Annotated in this window: 17 protein-coding genes; 15 read left to right on the top strand and 2 right to left on the bottom strand. The window is 45.6% G+C overall.

Annotated features, from left to right (window positions below; genetic code table 11):
- The first annotated feature begins 269 nt into the window (after positions 1-269).
- The 6 genes from U719_RS10115 to U719_RS10090 all read left to right on the top strand — a co-directional run bounded on the left by U719_RS10115 (position 270) and on the right by U719_RS10090 (position 7,050).
- Positions 270-1,283: a BMP family protein gene (locus U719_RS10115; RefSeq protein ID WP_023468667.1), complete on the top strand. Its 1,014-nt coding sequence runs from the start codon at positions 270-272 to the stop codon at positions 1,281-1,283.
- A 222-nt stretch (positions 1,284-1,505) separates the two neighbouring features.
- Positions 1,506-2,225 (top strand): GntR family transcriptional regulator, encoded by a 720-nt coding sequence (locus tag U719_RS10110; RefSeq protein WP_023468666.1) that lies wholly within the window; start codon positions 1,506-1,508, stop codon positions 2,223-2,225.
- 129 nt (positions 2,226-2,354) lie between these two features.
- The gene (locus U719_RS10105) at positions 2,355-3,428 is read left to right on the top strand and encodes a BMP family protein (RefSeq protein ID WP_023468665.1); all 1,074 of its coding nucleotides are present in this window, start codon (positions 2,355-2,357) and stop codon (positions 3,426-3,428) included.
- 66 nt (positions 3,429-3,494) lie between these two features.
- Positions 3,495-5,024, top strand: coding sequence for an ABC transporter ATP-binding protein (locus tag U719_RS10100; protein ID WP_023468664.1), 1,530 nt, complete (start codon positions 3,495-3,497; stop codon positions 5,022-5,024).
- Positions 5,021-6,091 carry an ABC transporter permease gene (locus U719_RS10095; RefSeq protein ID WP_023468663.1) on the top strand — a complete coding sequence of 357 codons (1,071 nt, stop codon included), beginning with the start codon at positions 5,021-5,023 and terminating at the stop codon, positions 6,089-6,091. Before U719_RS10100 ends, U719_RS10095 begins: the two co-directional genes overlap by 4 nt.
- Positions 6,091-7,050, top strand: coding sequence for an ABC transporter permease (locus U719_RS10090; protein ID WP_023468662.1), 960 nt, complete (start codon positions 6,091-6,093; stop codon positions 7,048-7,050). Before U719_RS10095 ends, U719_RS10090 begins: the two co-directional genes overlap by 1 nt.
- 129 nt (positions 7,051-7,179) lie before the next feature.
- On the opposite strand, the gene U719_RS10085 is transcribed toward U719_RS10090, so the two are convergent.
- On the bottom strand, positions 7,180-7,428 hold the full coding sequence (locus U719_RS10085) for a ferredoxin (RefSeq protein ID WP_023468661.1): 249 nt from the start codon (positions 7,426-7,428) through the stop codon (positions 7,180-7,182).
- 230 nt (positions 7,429-7,658) lie between these two features.
- Here U719_RS10085 and U719_RS10080 point away from each other — a divergent pair, with 230 nt between their 5' ends.
- From U719_RS10080 to U719_RS10045, 8 genes are all read left to right on the top strand, one after another.
- The gene (locus U719_RS10080; RefSeq protein WP_023468660.1) at positions 7,659-8,681 is read left to right on the top strand and encodes a helix-turn-helix domain-containing protein; all 1,023 of its coding nucleotides are present in this window, start codon (positions 7,659-7,661) and stop codon (positions 8,679-8,681) included.
- Positions 8,681-10,111 carry an ATP-dependent DNA helicase RecQ gene (locus U719_RS10075; RefSeq protein WP_041255143.1) on the top strand — a complete coding sequence of 477 codons (1,431 nt, stop codon included), beginning with the start codon at positions 8,681-8,683 and terminating at the stop codon, positions 10,109-10,111. The genes U719_RS10080 and U719_RS10075 overlap by 1 nt, the downstream gene beginning before the upstream one ends.
- 43 nt (positions 10,112-10,154) lie before the next feature.
- A complete protein-coding gene (locus tag U719_RS10070) occupies positions 10,155-10,349 on the top strand; it encodes a hypothetical protein (protein ID WP_023468658.1) in 195 nt (64 codons plus the stop codon).
- A 71-nt stretch (positions 10,350-10,420) separates the two neighbouring features.
- On the top strand, positions 10,421-11,305 hold the full coding sequence (locus U719_RS10065; protein ID WP_023468657.1) for a B12-binding domain-containing protein: 885 nt from the start codon (positions 10,421-10,423) through the stop codon (positions 11,303-11,305).
- Between the two features lie 58 nt (positions 11,306-11,363).
- On the top strand, positions 11,364-11,954 hold the full coding sequence (locus U719_RS10060; RefSeq protein WP_023468656.1) for an adaptor protein MecA: 591 nt from the start codon (positions 11,364-11,366) through the stop codon (positions 11,952-11,954).
- Between the two features lie 139 nt (positions 11,955-12,093).
- Positions 12,094-13,038 carry a D-alanine--D-alanine ligase gene (locus tag U719_RS10055; protein WP_023468655.1) on the top strand — a complete coding sequence of 315 codons (945 nt, stop codon included), beginning with the start codon at positions 12,094-12,096 and terminating at the stop codon, positions 13,036-13,038.
- Between the two features lie 134 nt (positions 13,039-13,172).
- Positions 13,173-14,438 (top strand): Glu/Leu/Phe/Val dehydrogenase, encoded by a 1,266-nt coding sequence (locus tag U719_RS10050; protein ID WP_023468654.1) that lies wholly within the window; start codon positions 13,173-13,175, stop codon positions 14,436-14,438.
- 121 nt (positions 14,439-14,559) lie between these two features.
- Complete coding sequence (locus U719_RS10045) at positions 14,560-15,549, top strand: YpdA family putative bacillithiol disulfide reductase (RefSeq protein WP_023468653.1); 990 nt, start codon at positions 14,560-14,562, stop codon at positions 15,547-15,549.
- A 52-nt stretch (positions 15,550-15,601) separates the two neighbouring features.
- Here U719_RS10045 and U719_RS10040 read toward each other — a convergent pair whose 3' ends face one another.
- Positions 15,602-16,570: an asparaginase gene (locus tag U719_RS10040; RefSeq protein WP_023468652.1), complete on the bottom strand. Its 969-nt coding sequence runs from the start codon at positions 16,568-16,570 to the stop codon at positions 15,602-15,604.
- A 168-nt stretch (positions 16,571-16,738) separates the two neighbouring features.
- Between U719_RS10040 and prsW the strand changes: the two genes are divergently transcribed.
- Positions 16,739-17,416 carry a glutamic-type intramembrane protease PrsW gene (prsW, locus tag U719_RS10035; protein WP_023468651.1) on the top strand — a complete coding sequence of 226 codons (678 nt, stop codon included), beginning with the start codon at positions 16,739-16,741 and terminating at the stop codon, positions 17,414-17,416.
- Positions 17,417-17,435 lie beyond the last annotated feature (19 nt).

The following is a 17,435-nucleotide window of genomic DNA, read 5'->3' as shown; positions in this document are numbered from 1 at the left end:
GAGAAGCCCCGGTATCTCGAAAAAAGTAAAAGACATATGAAAAAAGACATGATGATTTTGTAAAAATAGAAATGACTGGAAAAATTAATGAAGGCATCAAAAATAAAATCGCTTTCATGAAAATAGTTGTCAGACGTCTGTTGATTTTCAGTAGTGTTTTTGGCATACTCAGTCATATGAGTGACCGACCTTCAACACGAGGGCTGGGAGCGGCTTTTTCACAAATAGATAATGAAAGCGCTCTCATAATTGCAGAGGAGATGGATGAAATGAAGAAGAAACAGGTAATCGTATCGATGATGTCAGTAGCGACAGTTGGTCTTGCTGCTTGTGGTGGTTCAGGTGAGAAAGCCGATCAAAAAGATCAATTCTCTGTTGCGATGGTAGCCGATAAGGGTGGGATCGATGATAAATCGTTCAACCAATCCGCTTGGGAAGGTCTGCAAGCGTACGGTAAAGACAACAAACTTCAAAAGAATGAAGGGTTCTCTTATCTACAATCTAAATCGCAACAAGATTATCAACCGAATCTATCGCGTCTTGCTCGTGGGGGAGAAGATTTAGTTTTCGGAATCGGGAACACGTTCAATGAGGATATCAAAACAGTTGCTGATCAATTCAAAGACACACAATTCGCAATCATCGATAACGTCGTTGAAGGAAAGAACGTCACGTCGATCACATTCAAGGAAAATGAAGGAGCATATCTTGCAGGGATTGTTGCTGCAATGGAGACGAAAAAAGATCATATCGGTTTCGTTGGTGGGATGAAGATGGACGTCATCGAGCGTTTCCGTGCCGGTTTCGAAGCAGGTGCTAAGTCCGTCAATCCGAAGATTAAAATCGATATCCAATACGCAGAAGACTTCGCAGCTCCAGAAAAAGGTCAAGCGATCGCAGCTGGAATGTATGGTAAAGGCGCAGATATCATCTTCCCAGCAGCAGGTGGTACAGGAAACGGTGTCTTCACAGAGGCGAAAAACCGCAAGAAAAACGGTGAAAACGTCTCAGTCATCGGTGTCGACCGAGACCAAAAAGAAGAGGGTATGCCGGAAGACGTTACATTAACTTCTGTCATCAAACGTGTCGACCGTGCAGTCGAAGATACAGCAAACGCAGCGAAGGATGGTAAACTCGAGGGCGGCAAAACGATTCGTTATGGTCTGAAAGAAGATGGAGTTGATATCGTACCATCTGAAAAGATTTCGAAGAAGACGTTGACTGCGCTTGAGAAAGCAAAATCAGATGTCGTTTCTGGAAAAATCGAAGTACCTGAGCAATAAGCGTTGAAAAAAGAAGGGGCATTCTTAGGTAGAATGCCCTATTTTCTTCCATTATTGATTGCGTTATGAAAAGGGTTACAAAAGCGCCAGAAGTCAGACTTCTAACCTGTTACAAAATGATTGCAGGATTGTGTTGGGCGTCATATACTTATCTTGGCTGGAGTTCTCATACGTCAGAAGTCTGAGCACTGGTTACAACTAGATAGAGGATGGAGATGCGTCATGTCGATTAAATTAGATCATCGTTTGCTTTATTTACGTGTGATTGAAAAGATCAAGTCTGACATCGATGACGGCGTTTACAAGGAAGGCGAGAAGCTCCCTTCAGAGTTTGAACTTTCAAAGCAACTTGGCGTCAGTCGAGCTACTCTTCGAGAGGCATTACGAATTCTTGAAGATGAGAACATCGTCATCCGTAAACACGGTGTCGGTACGTTTATCAATGCAAGACCACCGTTTACTTCTGGAATCGAAGAATTGTACAGCGTAACAGAAATGATTGCGCGCGCAGGTATGGTTCCGACATCAGAAGTGTTATCATCCGAGATGGTCCAACCGACTGAGCGCGACCGAGAGCGTTTTCAACTTGGTCCGGATGAATTGGTTTATCGAATCGAACGAATCCGACTCGCAGGGGATGTTCCTGTCGTCTATTGTATCGATAAGATTCCAAGCCATTATATTAAAAATGAAGAGCAGTTCACCTCTTCGACATCATTATTTGATGCTTTAGAAAAAGAACTTGGACGACGTGTCACGCATGCCGTGACGCACATCGAGCCACGTATTGATCCGAAAATCGCTGAACAATTACATACGGACCAACCTCTGCTCGCTTTGCGTCAAACGCATTATGATGAGCTCGACCGTTCCGTTCTTTTTTCAGCGAACTATTTTCGAGCAGATAAGTTTGATTTCCACGTCATCCGTAAACGTGTGTGAGCCATTGTTTTAGGATGAATACTGAAAGCGCTTTCCGTCATAACCTACGTAACGCTCCTCATCGCCAGCCTCGGGTGCTAGACGTAGTCTTGAACTTTGTATGACCATATTCGAAAGGGGATTTTCCAGATGAAAAAGAAGTCACTTCTCGCATTAGCAGCAACAGGTTTAGCAATGAGTTCGGTCCTTGCAGCATGTGGTGGCAACGACGATTCAAAAGATTCAGGTAGCGGTAGCAAATCAGAAGGCTTTAAAGTAGGTATGGTTACAGATACAGGCGGCGTGGATGATAAATCATTCAACCAATCTGCTTGGGAAGGTATCCAGAAGTTCGGAAAAGACAACGACTTAAAAGAAGGTACTGGCTACAAATATCTTCAATCTGCAAAACAATCGGATTACCAACCAAACCTTCAGCAATTAGCTCGTGCTAAATACGACTTGATCCTCGGTATCGGATTCTTGATGGCTGAAGATATCGGTAAAGTAGCGGATCAGTTCAAAAAGAACAACTTCGCACTCGTCGATATGGTCGTTGACAAGCCAAACGTCGCGTCAATCGTCTTCAAAGAAAATGAAGGATCATTCCTTGTTGGTGTCGTTGCTGGTTTGACAACGAAATCAGATAAAGTCGGATTCGTCGGCGGCGTTAACTCTGACTTGATCAAGAAGTTCGAAAGTGGATTCAAAGCAGGTGTTAAAGCAGTCAACCCAGACGCTGACATCGAAGTTCAATATGCAGAAGACTTCAACGCTGCTGAAAAAGGACAAGCAATCGCTTCAGGTATGTACGGTAAAAAAGTCGACGTCATCTATCATGCAGCTGGTGGTACAGGACAAGGGGTATTCACAGAAGCGAAAAACCGTAAGAAAAACGGTGAAGATGTTTGGGTTATCGGTGTAGACCGTGACCAAGTCGAAGAAGGTATGCCAGAGAACGTCACATTGACGTCAATGGTCAAACGCGTTGATACAGCAGTTGAACAAGTCGCGAAAGATACGAAAGACGGCAACTTCCCAGCAGGTAAAGTCGTTGAGTTCGGTTTGAAAGACGGCGGTGTTGATATCGCACCTTCAAAAGACAACGTTTCGAAAGAAGCGCTCGACAAAGTCGAAGAGTACAAAAAACAAATCATCGATGGCGACATCAAAGTCCCAGCGACAGACGACGAGTACAAAGAATACGAAGCGTCACTGAAATAATAATGAAAGCGGGGGTCGCTAGCATTGCGGCTCCCCCTTTTAAACTAAACATGGGAGTGGATTTTCTTGGAATACGTCATTGAGATGCTAAACATCAGAAAAGAGTTTGGCAGTTTCGTCGCAAATGATAACATCACGCTCCAGCTTCGGAAAGGTGAGATTCACGCTTTACTTGGTGAAAACGGTGCCGGAAAATCGACGCTGATGAACGTCTTATTTGGTTTGTATCAGCCTGAGGCTGGAGAAATTCGTGTACGTGGTGAAAAAGTCAATATAACGAGTCCGAACGTCGCGAACGATCTTGGAATCGGTATGGTGCACCAACACTTCATGCTCGTTCAAAATTTCACTGTTACTGAAAACATCATTTTAGGTGCAGAGCCACGTGCCGGAATTAAGATCGACCGTGCAACTGCACGTGAGAAGGTACGCCAGATTTCTGAACAGTATGGTCTTGCTGTTGATCCTGATGCAAAAATCGAGGATATCTCAGTCGGAATGCAACAGCGTGTTGAAATTTTAAAGACGTTGTACCGTGGTGCAGACATCTTGATCTTCGATGAACCATCTGCTGTCTTGACACCACAAGAGATCAAGGAATTGATTCAGATCATGAATCGTTTGATCGCAGAAGGAAAGTCGATCATCCTCATCACGCATAAACTGAAAGAAATCATGGAAGTAGCTGATCGCTGTACGACGATTCGCCGTGGTAAGTATATCGGAACGGTCGATATCGATGAGACGATGACACAGTCGCGTCTTGCTGAAATGATGGTAGGTCGTGAAGTCAACTTTAATGCGGAGTATTCCAAGGCAACTCCACAAGAACTCGTTCTCGACATCAAGGACTTAGTCGTCAAGGACAGTCGTGGCATCAAAGCCGTCGATGGATTAAATCTCGACATTCGTGCTGGAGAGATCGTCGGAATTGCCGGAATCGACGGAAACGGGCAGACGGAATTGATTGAAGCCATCACTGGTCTTCGTAAAGCGGATAGTGGGGAAATCTTCCTCAACAATAAATCGATCAAAAACTTGAAGCCACGTAAAGTGACGGAATCAGGTGTCGGTCACATTCCGCAAGACCGTCATAAACATGGACTTGTCCTCGATTATTCAATCGGACATAACATGGTTTTACAAACGTATTACAAACAACCGTATTCAAAAGCAGGCATCATGAACTATAAACAAGTCATGGAAAAAGCAAAAACGCTCATCGAGAAGTTCGACGTCCGAACTCCAAGTCCAGAGACGTTTGCTCGTGCCTTGTCAGGTGGTAACCAGCAAAAAGCGATCATTGCGCGTGAAGTGGATCGTTCACCAGACCTATTGATTGCAGCACAGCCGACACGTGGTCTGGATGTCGGAGCAATCGAGTTCATTCATGAACAGTTGGTTCTTGAACGCGAAAAAGGTCGCGCTGTCTTGTTGATTTCATTCGAACTCGAAGAAATTCTTCAAGTATCAGATCGGATTGCCGTTCTTTATGAAGGAAAAACAGTTGCCTTCTTGGATCCAAAAGAAACGAATGAGATCGAGCTTGGCTTCTTGATGGCCGGCGGTAAGAAAGAGGAGGTAGGTCATTCATGAAGTTAGAGCGTTTTTACGGCATCCTCATTCCGATTCTTTCCATCATCCTTGGAATGGTCGTCGGGGCGATCGTCATGGTCATCGGCGGGTATGATCCGATTGCCGGTTTTGATCAGTTATTCTATGGTATTTTTGGCGAACCATACAGCATCGGTGAAACATTGCGAGCAGCAGCTCCGTTGATCTTTGCCGGTCTTGCTGTCGCATTTGCTTTCCGAACTGGACTCTTTAACATCGGGGTTGAAGGTCAGGTTCTCGTCGGGTGGATGGTCGCAGTTTGGATCGGGATTGAGTTTGATCTACCGATGGCGATTCATTTACCGCTTGCTCTAATTGGAGCAGGTTTAGCAGGTGCACTTTGGGCATCGATTCCTGGTATCTTAAAAGCGAAGTTCCACGTGCATGAAGTCATCACGTCAATCATGATGAACTATATCGCGTTGTATGTGACGAATGATATTTTACGTCACGTCATCGGTATTACGAACGAGCGGACGGAGTCAGTCAAGGAATCAGCATCCCTTGCGTCACCGTTCTTACAAGAGATCACGGATTTTTCACGTTTGCATAACGGGATTTTCATCGCAGTCATCGCTGCCCTCGTCTTCTGGTTCATTTTGTGGAAAACAACGCTTGGTTATGAACTCCGAGCAGTTGGATTCAATAAAAATGCTGCAGAATATGCAGGGATGGGCGTTAACCGAAACATCATCTTATCGTTCGTCATCTCAGGTGTGTTCGCAGGTCTCGCTGGAGCGATGGAAGGTCTTGGGACGTTCCAAAACATGACATTGAACGCGTCCTTCACAGGTGTTGGATTCGACGGAATCGCGGTTGCCTTGTTAGGTGCGAATAACCCGATCGGTGTCGTTCTCGCGGCGTTACTGTTTGCAGGACTCAACATCGGTGGTCTGTCGATGCAACAGATTGGTATTCCACCGGAACTGATCAAAATCATCATCGCATTCATCATCATCTTCGTGGCTTCGGGTTACGCGATTCGTCTCGTCATCGAGAAGTTCACGGTTAAGAAAGAATCTAAAAAAGCGAAAGGAGCCGGTCAATAATGGGCTTTCTTGAAGTACTTTATATCATCGTGCCAATCGCACTCGCCTATTCGGCTCCGTTAATCATTGCAGCACTTGGCGGCATTTTCAGTGAGCGTTCTGGCGTCGTCAACATCGCGTTAGAAGGATTAATGGTCATGGGTGCCTTCACAGGTGTCGTCACGGCATTGACTTTATCGAAAATGGGCTTAGGTGCTGCGAGTCCTTGGCTTGCGATGCTCATCGCGATCGTCGTTGGGGCAGTTTTCTCACTGTTCCTTGCGATTCCAGCAATCCTCTTCCGAGCAGACCAAACGGTTCTTGGAGTAGCGATCAACTTGCTTGCGGTCGGTCTTGCGATCTTCCTTGTCCGGGCACTTTACAGTAAAGGACAGACGGATTCGATTCCAAACCGGATTTCGAAAGAAAATGTACCATTCTTGTCTGATATTCCAGTCTTGAAGATGTTCTTCGCGAACGTCTACTACACATCGTATATCGCGATCGTTCTCGCGTTCGTCGCCTGGTACATCATCTTCAAGACACCATTTGGTCTTCGTTTACGTTCTGTCGGGGAACACCCGATGGCAGCGGACACGATGGGAATCAACGTCACGAAGATGCGTTTCATCGGTGTTATGATCTCTGGTGGTTTCGGTGGTCTTGCTGGTGCTGTCTACGCGACGTCGATTTCATTGAACTTCAGTGTGACGACGATTCTCGGTCAAGGCTTCCTCGCGATTGCGGCGATGATCTTCGGAAAATGGAATCCGCTCGGTGCCATGGGGGCAGCCCTCTTCTTCGGGTTCGCTCAAGCGATTTCGATCATCGGTCAGCAATTGCCGTTACTCGATCAAATTCCACAAGTGTATCTGTTGATTGCGCCGTATTTATTGACGATCTTAGCACTTGCTGGTGTCGTTGGTCGTGCGGATGCACCAAAAGCTGTCGGTGTACCGTATATCAAAGGAAAACGCTAAATTTTTACTAATCATAGACCGGATGTTGCCAATTGGCGATGTCCGGTTTTTTTAGATAATCGATAGATTGAATGAGAAAAAGTCCAATAAAAAAAGATGCTTCGCGAGGAAACATCTTTTTTTATTCACTTATTCGAATTTTAACGCATCGCCATCGAACGATTCATCTGCTACTTTGATTGAATCCGTCGGGCAACCTTCGAATGCATCAATCATATCGTCGAATAATGCTTCTGGAATTTCGGCAGTACCATTGTTATCATCAAGAATGACATACGCCAAACCCTCATCATCATAATCATAGATATCTGGTGCCGCTGCTCCACAAGCACCACAAGCGATGCAAGTATCTTTGTCGACAATCGTAAATTTAGCCATTGAACGGTCTCCTCTCTATACGAAAACATTATTGAAACACGCTGTTCTCATCTATATGTCATTGTATCGGACTCATCGTTGCATTTCAATGACGAAGCGTAAGTGACAACAGAAAATGTATATATCATCACATGCCCGCAAATAGTATGTCTAAAACGTAACGAAAAGAAAAAGGATGGGAAATCATCTTCAAATTGATAAACAATTTACATTAGAAGGGAGCGTGACATATGGAAGTTTCTTTACTCGAGCGTATTTTTCTGGAATCGATTCAGCGCCTTCGAAATGAACGATCAGACCGGAGTCTTTATCATGTTTTTCAAGGAAAGAAATCAGCGACTTCTCTGCAAGATGCCCATTTTTATGATTTGGAATCGGTGTTCGGTACTGTATTAGTCAGTAAACAACGATTCGAAACAATCTTGGCTGAACTCGCGCAGAAGAATTGGATTGAGCGGCAAGAGACCTTGCGACTGACGCACGAAGGCGCACGACTAATAAATCAAACGGATCGTGCGATCATTGATCAACTAGGTGGAGAACTTCGTGGTTATGCTGAGATGATGTGGAAACGACTCAGCCTTTTGGTTCAAACGATGATTTGCTTGGAAGCAAAACAGCCGTTCATTCCTGTGCAACAGGAAACCATCGTCCGTGAATGGGTAAAAAGTGTTCTTCCGACCATCTCGAATCGAGCAGAATGGTTACATGATATGCAGCAAGAGTTGATATTTCTCCTTGAGCGCTTATCAGAACGAGATGCGACATTAATTAGTTACCGCTTGTCTGGCGTGCAAGCAGGATGGTCTTATCCACAATTAGCTCAAATGATGAAAACAGATGTGGAGACTGTCCAATACGAATTTACGATCGCTTGGCGAAAGTGCATCGATGACTTGGAAAAAACACCACTTTTAAAGCAAATAGGCGCTGATCTACACACGACAAAAATGACGCAGTCTGCGCAAACGACATGGGAGTTATTGCAACAGGGGTTAACCGTTGAAGCGGTTGCGATCCGAAGACGATTAAAAAATAGTACGATGGAAGATCATCTCGTTGAGATTGCGATGTATGCTCCTTCGTTTCCGCTGGATCATTTTGTCACGCCATCTCAGCAAGAAGAGGTACGACAGATTGCACAGCGACTCGGAACCTACGCGCTAAAGCGAATCAAGAGTGAGATGCAATCCGATATATCTTATTTTCAAATTCGATTGGTGTTAGCACGTAGTAAATGGGAGGGAATGTAATGGAAGCGTTATTGCATCGTCATTTTGGTTACGAAGCATTTCGACCAGGGCAACGCCAAATCATCGATGCCATCCTAAACGGAACAGATACACTAGCAATTTTGCCGACAGGTGGAGGAAAGTCTGTCTGTTATCAATTTCCTTCTTATGTACAAAATGAAGGGCTGACGTTGATTTTGTCTCCGTTACTCTCGTTGATTGAAGACCAGGTCATGCAAATCAAGCGCCGAGGAGAGCGATCTGTCGCTAAATTAACATCTGTCGAGACGCGAGAAGAGAAAGAACAGATTTTATCTGTACTTGAACATCTACGATATCTTTACTTATCACCGGAGCAACTCGCGCTGCCGCAGATTCGGGCTCGGCTAAAACAGGTAAAGATTGCGCTCTTCGTCGTAGATGAGGCGCATTGTATCTCCCAATGGGGTCACGAATTTCGACCGGAGTATGCAAGACTTGGTCACATTCGACAAGAACTCGGCCTTCCACCATGTCTCGCCTTAACGGCAACAGCAACTCGTGCTGTCGAGCAAGATATTCGAACACAACTGCGTATGCATGAGCCACAAATCATCCGTCGTTCTGTCAACCGACCAGAAATCCAATATGTTGTCGATCGCGTTGATCGAGAAGAAAAAGATGCGGCAGTTGCTCGGTGGATGGAACGCATCGTTCGCCCATGCGTCATCTATACGACGACCCGTAAAGAAGCGGAACGAATTGCTGGAATCATTGACGGTGCGACCTATTATCATGCTGGGTTGACGATAGAAGATCGCCAACTTGTTCAACAACAGTTTCTTCATGATGAGATGGACTGTCTCGTGTGTACGAGTGCGTTCGGAATGGGTGTCGATAAAGGTAACGTCCGAACGGTCATTCACTATACGATGCCTGCGACGATTGAAGCCTATATGCAGGAAGTCGGACGTGCTGGTCGTGATGGTAAAGAGGCAACGGCGATTTTACTCTACGCTGCTCAAGATGAACAATTACAGACGTACTTGATCGACACGCAATATGCACCCGTCTTATGGATCGATCAATTGCAACAAGGGATGAATCAAGGCGAATCCTATGCCAAGATGGAAAATCGTCTTCGTCTTAATCCGGAAGATCCGGCATATCGATTACTCAAATCGCAACTCGAGAACGGGTGGTCGAAGGAACGCATCATCCAGTGGCAAACGGAACGTAAACAATTAAAAAGACAAGAGGTCAACCTGATGATGGACTACATTCATCGGAACGAATGTCGCCGTACGATGTTGTTGCATCATTTTGATGAGCAGGCAATCGTACAACCACGGTGTTGTGATGTGTGCGGAACGATTGAATGGGAAAATCCGGTGAAGAGAAAGACCCATCAACCGGTAGATTGGAAAATGCGTTTAGAACAAGTCTTTTTTTCATCACTAGATTCGGTGTAAACTAGACAATATCGTTATATTTTTCAAGAAAAGGTGATAAACATTGAGTAAACAAGATCAACGACGGTTGCATCAGAACGAAGAGGATCAGTCATTGCCACCGCGTTCTTCGCGTATCGAACACGTTCGTAACGAGCGATTGAAACAACCGTTTCGAAAAAATCCGCTAGCAATCACGCTGACGGTACTCATGATCACGATCATCATCGCCTTCGTCTCCATCGGTTTCATGATGTAAGGGCACATTGTGAACGGAGATTTTTTTCCTTTCAGCGTATACTAGAAAGGAAGGGGAAGGAGGCACGATGCATGGATCGTGGGAAATATAATATCAAAGCAGTCGCTGCGTTAGTGGGACTCAACCCGACGACCATTCGTGCTTGGGAGCGGAGATATCAGGTGCTCGATCCGGATCGAAGTGAATCCGGACATCGCATTTATAGTGATAACGACGTCGCGAAATTACGCTGGATCGTCGATAAACAAAAAGAGGGATTGTCTGTCTCTAAAGCAATCCAGTTGTATGAGATGCCTGTTAATCGGGCTGAGGTACCGCACGATTATGGAGTCGAACTGCGAGATCAGTTGTTCCAGGCATTGACGAACTTTGAAGAACGACATGCGCACGACATTATGAATAAAGCATTCTCGATGTTTAGCTTCGATAAAGTCATTCAGGACATCGTCGGTCCGCTCTTACATGAGATTGGAGTGAAGTGGGAGTCGGGAGAGATTACGATTGCGCATGAGCATTTTGCGACGGCATTTCTAAGAGCTCGCCTCTCGACACTGTCGTTACAGATGCCGATCAATCCATTTTTACCGCGAATCGTCTGTGTCTGCGCGCCGGAAGAAGAACACGAACTTGGGCTACTTTTCTTCACGCTTTACTTACGTCAATCTGGATTTGATGTCATTTTCCTCGGTTCCGGTATACCGGTTCAGGACTTAGTGACTGTCACGCATCAGTTGCAACCGAAAGCCGTTATTCTTTCCTGCACGTTATCCGATCATTTACCGTTACTTGATGAAGCGTTAGCACGTCTAATGTCTGATTTTCCGGATCTTGAGATTGGTCTTGGTGGTTATGCGGTCGATCAGCTCCCGGAACGATATGGTCCACATTTACTTGGTGCAGACGATCAATCTTGGAAAAGTTGGTTAAGTCGACTCACTCCGACAACTGGTGTATAGTATGGTTCATAACGAACGGAGACATCTGTGTTTCCGGTTTTGACTGGAGGAGTCTATTATGAGGTTTGAACAAATGAAACAAGGACACCTTCGTGTCTTCATCACAAAGCAAGAGTTATCGCTTCACGACGTCCGACCAGAAACGTTGGCTATCGGGAAGGGACAAGCTTTATTGCGTAATCTATTAGAAGAAGCCGAATCGAATTTTGGTTTTCAAGCAGCGGGAACACTCGAATTTTTCGTTACATTCTTTCCAAATGACGGGATGCTCGTTGATGTACGTCGTGAAGGCGATTTGCCAGAAGAGATGAACGAGGAGTTCGATCAAGTCGAAATCCGCATGACAGTCGATATCGTCCATCACGTCTTATATGCTCTACACTCGCTAGAAGACGTCATTCAAGCGAGTCATGGATTATTGCGACATATGCCTCGGACAGAGACAGGTGGTAGCCTCTACTTCTTCGAGGGAAGCTACTATCTCTATTTCCAAGAACGAATGAATGAGGCGCTCGAGCAGACGGTGACGACGATTTTGTCTGAATACGGTGAGCCGAGCCCGAAAAGTCCACTCGTCATGGCGGAGTATGGGAAAACGATTCAGGCGGAACATGCCGTCGCAACGATAGCCGAACAGTTTAATATGTAAAACATCAGGTGCGACATTCCATCATAGGGGGATGCCGCACCTTTTTGTCTTCTGCTGGAAGTGGCACCATTTTGTATTTTTTCATCGTCAGAAGGATGGTATGATAATCATTGAACGTAAGAAGAAGGAGTGAAGTAGGATGAAAGTGGCAGTATTATACGGTGGGACTTCAGGAGAACGGGAGGTTTCATTAAACAGTGGAAAGTCGATCATGGAAGCATTAAACAGTAAAGGGCATGAGGTCACGGCTGTTGATTTCCATCCTGATCAAGCGCATGAACTCTTCCAGCTGGATGTAGATGTGGCTGTCATCGCTCTTCACGGGAAAATTGGTGAAGATGGACGCGTACAAGCATTGCTTGAACTGGCAGACATTCCATATACAGGTTCAGGTGTGTTAGCGTCAGCGCTTGCGATGGATAAGGCACGTTCGAAAGTTCACTTTGATAAAGCAGGCATTACGATCGCCCGTGATGTGCTGTTAGAGCGTGGAGCTGATATCGAAGCGAAAATCGCAGAGTGGGATGGTCAATTTCCTTGTGTCGTCAAACCAGCACAAGAAGGCTCATCAAACGGATTGACGATTGCTCAAGACGAGAAGATGTTACGTGAAGGAATCGCGAAGGCGTTCGAAGCGGACGATGCAGTGCTTGTTGAACAATTCATTAAAGGGCGTGAAGTGACAGTCCCGGTCGTCGGTCATAAAGGGGCAGAAAAAGCACTACCTGTCATCGAGATCATTCCGAAGAACGCCTTTTATGACTATGAATCCAAATATGCCATCGGTGGTTCGGAGCATATTTGTCCTGCTGAACTGGATGAAGCAACGACAGAAAAACTTCAAGAATGGGCTGTTAAAGCGCATCAAGTCCTTGGCTGTGCAGGATACTCGCGATCTGATTTCCTTGTGCCGGAATCCGGAAATCCAGTCATCTTGGAGACGAATACACTTCCTGGTATGACTTCGACTAGTCTATTCCCGGACGGTGCACGAGCAGTGGGAATTGAATATCCGGAATTGGTCGAATATTTCATGGAACTTGCGATCGAACGACATCGTCAAACAAAACAACCAAATCAATGATATCCTAGGAAAAGAAGTGAGAAAGCGCTTACAAATATAGGCGTAACCCCTTTCATTACGTTCGAGAAAAGAGTATACTTTATCCGAACAAGGAAACGGCATAGGGGATGCCACTTATGGGGAGGAACGTTGGAATGATCACTGACCAACAACATGCGAATCATCGCAAGAACGTACTGGAAGCGACACAAGAAATCGTCAAGGAGGCACTAGGGAAACTTGGTTATCCAGACGAGATGTACGAATTACTTAAAGAACCACTCCGGATGTTGACAGTCCGGATTCCGGTACGGATGGATGATGGTTCGACGAAAATCTTCACAGGATATCGTGCGCAACATAACGATGCCGTTGGACCAACGAAAGGTGGAATTCGTTTCCACCCGAACGTGACGGAAGTCGAAGTCAAAGCATTATCCGTCTGGATGAGTCTGAAGGCAGGTATCGTTGACTTACCATACGGCGGCGGGAAAGGCGGAATCATCTGTGATCCACGTGAGATGAGCTTCCGTGAAATCGAACGTCTCAGCCGTGGGTATGTCCGTGCTATCAGTCAAATCGTTGGACCGACGAAGGATATTCCAGCACCTGACGTCTTCACGAACTCGCAAATCATGGCATGGATGATGGACGAATACAGTCGAATCGATGAATTCAACTCACCTGGTTTCATTACAGGGAAACCGCTCGTCCTCGGTGGCTCACACGGTCGTGAGACAGCGACGGCGAAAGGTGTCGCAATCATGATTCGGGAAGCGGCTGCTAAAAAGGGTATCTCGCTCGAAGGCGCACGTGTCGTCGTTCAAGGATTCGGCAACGCCGGAAGTTTCTTATCGAAATTCATGTATGATTTAGGTGCAAAAGTCATCGCGATCAGCGATGCGTACGGGGCACTCCATGATCCAAACGGTCTCGATATTCCATACCTACTCGACCGTCGTGACTCGTTCGGTACCGTGACGACATTGTTCAAAAATACGATCTCGAATAAAGAATTGCTTGAACTTGAATGTGATATTCTTGTTCCGGCAGCAATCGAGAATCAAATCACAGAAGACAATGCGCACGATATCAAAGCAGCGATCGTCGTTGAAGCGGCTAACGGTCCGACGACGAACGAAGCGACGAAAATTCTCGCTGAACGTGACATTTTGATCGTTCCGGATGTTCTTGCTTCGAGTGGTGGCGTAACGGTTTCTTACTTCGAATGGGTACAGAACAACCAAGGATATTACTGGACGGAAGAGGAAGTACACGAGAAACTTGAAAAAGTACTCGTGAACTCGTTCAACCAAGTCTATCAGACAGCGCAGACGCGAAATGTCGACATGCGACTTGCCGCTTATATGGTAGGTGTCCGGAAGATGGCGGAAGCATCTCGTTTCCGTGGCTGGGTCTAATATTAAGATGAACGTCCGCTTCTTCTTTACGAAGAGCGGGCGTTTTGCATTGCAATTTCTTTCGTCTATGGTAGAGATTTGCTAAGATATAAAAAAAGCAACCGGAAGAGGAGATATTCGAATGTTAGATTGTATCGTAATCGGTGCAGGACCGTGTGGGTTATCGGCAGCGATCGAAATGCAAGATCGGGGACTAGACGTCGAAGTGCTCGAAAAGGGAAATATCGTCGAAGCGATCTATCGTTATCCGACGCATCAAACGTTCTTTTCAAGTAGTGAGAAGTTAGAAATTGGTGGTATACCGTTTATCAATAAAGAATTAAAACCGCGACGTCTCGACGCGCTCGTCTATTATCGAGAAGTCGTCAAACGAAAACAGTTGACGATTCGTCCGTTTGAGACGGTTGAGCGGATTGAACGTCAAGCGGATCATTTTATTATCCATTCGGAGCGTTCCGGGGAAAAAAGAAGCCGAGAAGCTCGCTCCGTCGTGCTTGCGACAGGTTATTATGGTTTACCGAACCGAATGGATGTTCCTGGAGAGGAATTACCTCATGTCTCGCACTACTTTACGGAAGGACATCCGTATTTTGATCAAGATGTCGTCGTTATCGGTGGAAAAAACTCGAGCGTCGATGCAGCGATTGAACTTGAAAAAGCGGGAGCACGTGTGACAGTCCTTTACCGTGGACCGGAGTATAGTCCATCCATCAAACCATGGGTGTTGCCGAACTTCGAATCTCTCGTTCGTTCGGAAAAGGTCAAGATGATTTTTGGAGCGTCAATCGAAGAAATTACGGAGCAAGAGGTGGTTTATCAAATAGATGGAGATAAACAGACCGTCCGTGCTGATTTTGTGTTTGCGATGACAGGTTACACACCCGATGTCGGATTGTTCGCTGACACAGGCATTACGATTGATCGTAAAACAGGTATTCCAAGTCATGACGAAGAGACGATGGAGTCGAATGTCCCGGGCATCTATATCGCAGGTGTCGTGGCAGCAGGATTTGACGCCAATAAAATATTCATTGAAAATGGACGTTTTCACGGTGCAAGCATTGCCAATCATCTCGTTGAACGGTTACGTGGTGTATCGATACAAGCCTAAACAAAACCTCTTGATTTGGAAGGAAAATTTCCGAATCAAGAGGTTTTTTCATTTATTCAACGCGGAATGATTCTTCGAGTTCTAGTTGCGAAGCATCGATTTCAAGTTCGACCATCAGTTTAAGCCGCGCTTTTTGTGAATTCAGTCCATTTGAGAAAATGACGCCGAGTTCTTTTAATTGTTGTCCGCCACCCGTATATCCGTAGACGTCTTGAACGATTCCGTTGAAACAACGGCTGACGATGACGATCGGCATGACGGTAATCAATTCAGCGATCGCATCCACGATACTTGGTGGTACATTTCCTTGACCGAGGACTTCAAGGACGAGTCCATCATAGCCGAGTTGTTTCACAGCAAGTAATAAGTCGGGTTCCATACCGGCATAGACTTTGAGAACGGCGACCCGTTTTGAGAGCGAAGTCACCATGTGTGTTTGTTTTAAGAGCGGTGTATTGAATAAGTAGACATGATCCTTCGTTACCATCCCAAGGTTTCCGAAATGAACGGATTTGAACGTATCGACGGATGACGTATGCGTTTTTGTGACGTTGAATGCCGAATGAATTTCCCCGTTGAAGACGACGAGGACACCTTTTCCGCGCGCAGCTTCACTGACAGCGACACGAAGTGCCGTAATCAGATTAAACTCACCATCGGATCCGACCTCATTGGAAGAACGCATAGCTCCTGTCAAAACGATCGGAACAGGTGCGCCAAGCGTCAAATGTAAGAAATAAGCCGTCTCTTCCAGTGTGTCTGTGCCGTGAGTGATAACGACGCCGTCGTAATGTTCCTTCTTGAGCTCACTCTCGATGAAATGGGCTAGACGCAACATGATGTCAGGTGTCATGTGCGGAGAAGGTAAGTTTGCGAAGTGACGCGTCGTGATGTTGGCAATATCTGTTGCTCGCGGGAGTGAAGCATCGAGTGGATTGATATCATTTGGTAAGACATGACCAGCATGATCCTGTGCCATGGCGATCGTTCCACCCGTATGAATGAGTAATAATGATTTCATGCTAAAGGGTCCTTGTCTACAGACAGAAGACCTTCACCTACTTTCTATGACGGATTCGGTTCGTTCTCCCATATTGTAACCTTTTTCACTCTTGAAACAACGAGGACGTTTTCTTTTTTCCAAGAAACCTTTATTCTTATAAATGAGGAAGAAAGGGGGAGAGGAAGCGTGGTTCAAATCGTTTTCTCCGGAGTTGCCCCAGGCATCGCACTCCTAACTTATTTTTATCTCCGTCACGAACATGAGTCGGAGCCAGTCGGCTATATCCTTCGAAGTTTCATTTTTGGTATTTTACTGGTCTTTCCCTTGATGTTCATCGACTATATCGTCCAGACCGAATTTGGTGGGCGTGAAGAGGTGCAGTTGATTCGAACAGCCGTTACGGAAGAATTCGCCAAATGGTTTGTCGTCTTTTATACGGTCTATATTCATCAACGGTTTAATGATTATTACGACGGGATCATCTACGCGGTAGCCTGTTCACTTGGGTTCGCAACGCTTGAGAATATTTTATATCTGATGGTGAATGGAACTGTCGAACATATGCTCTTCCGGGCACTCTTACCCGTATCTGGGCATGCATTGTTTGCTGTCATCATGGGATTCTTCATGGGGATGGCGAAATTCTCGCCTCATCCTTATCGTTGGCTATCCCTCTCGATTGCGCTTCCGGTATTTGCGCATATCTTATTTAATTTGTTAATATTGGAAAATGGTGGTATATCCTTTTTGCCAATCGTCTTTATGGTTATCTTATGGACGATTGGATTATTTCAAGTACGAGGTGCCAATCGTTTGAATCGACGATTTAAACGGAAAAAACAACATTCAGATGGTATCGAATAGAGAGTAGGAGCGGAGTAAC

The sequence above is a fragment of the Exiguobacterium sp. MH3 genome, assembly GCF_000496635.1.
In the GTDB taxonomy this organism is placed as follows: domain Bacteria; phylum Bacillota; class Bacilli; order Exiguobacteriales; family Exiguobacteriaceae; genus Exiguobacterium_A; species Exiguobacterium_A indicum.
Note: the sequence above shows the minus strand (reverse complement) of the source record. Positions and strands in the feature narration are given on the sequence as shown.

Excerpts from the sequence above, each read along its gene's own strand:
- U719_RS10115 (WP_023468667.1), top strand. The coding sequence starts at position 270 with ATGAAGAAGAAACAGGTAATCGTATCGATGATGTCAGTAGCGACAGTT.
- U719_RS10055 (WP_023468655.1), top strand. The coding sequence starts at position 12,094 with ATGAAAGTGGCAGTATTATACGGTGGGACTTCAGGAGAACGGGAGGTT.
- U719_RS10065 (WP_023468657.1), top strand. The coding sequence starts at position 10,421 with ATGGATCGTGGGAAATATAATATCAAAGCAGTCGCTGCGTTAGTGGGA.
- U719_RS10085 (WP_023468661.1), bottom strand. The coding sequence starts at position 7,428 with ATGGCTAAATTTACGATTGTCGACAAAGATACTTGCATCGCTTGTGGT.
- U719_RS10090 (WP_023468662.1), top strand. The coding sequence starts at position 6,091 with ATGGGCTTTCTTGAAGTACTTTATATCATCGTGCCAATCGCACTCGCC.
- U719_RS10050 (WP_023468654.1), top strand. The coding sequence starts at position 13,173 with ATGATCACTGACCAACAACATGCGAATCATCGCAAGAACGTACTGGAA.
- U719_RS10110 (WP_023468666.1), top strand. The coding sequence starts at position 1,506 with ATGTCGATTAAATTAGATCATCGTTTGCTTTATTTACGTGTGATTGAA.
- U719_RS10075 (WP_041255143.1), top strand. The coding sequence starts at position 8,681 with ATGGAAGCGTTATTGCATCGTCATTTTGGTTACGAAGCATTTCGACCA.
- U719_RS10040 (WP_023468652.1), bottom strand. The coding sequence starts at position 16,570 with ATGAAATCATTATTACTCATTCATACGGGTGGAACGATCGCCATGGCA.
- U719_RS10105 (WP_023468665.1), top strand. The coding sequence starts at position 2,355 with ATGAAAAAGAAGTCACTTCTCGCATTAGCAGCAACAGGTTTAGCAATG.
- U719_RS10080 (WP_023468660.1), top strand. The coding sequence starts at position 7,659 with ATGGAAGTTTCTTTACTCGAGCGTATTTTTCTGGAATCGATTCAGCGC.
- U719_RS10045 (WP_023468653.1), top strand. The coding sequence starts at position 14,560 with ATGTTAGATTGTATCGTAATCGGTGCAGGACCGTGTGGGTTATCGGCA.
- U719_RS10095 (WP_023468663.1), top strand. The coding sequence starts at position 5,021 with ATGAAGTTAGAGCGTTTTTACGGCATCCTCATTCCGATTCTTTCCATC.
- U719_RS10060 (WP_023468656.1), top strand. The coding sequence starts at position 11,364 with ATGAGGTTTGAACAAATGAAACAAGGACACCTTCGTGTCTTCATCACA.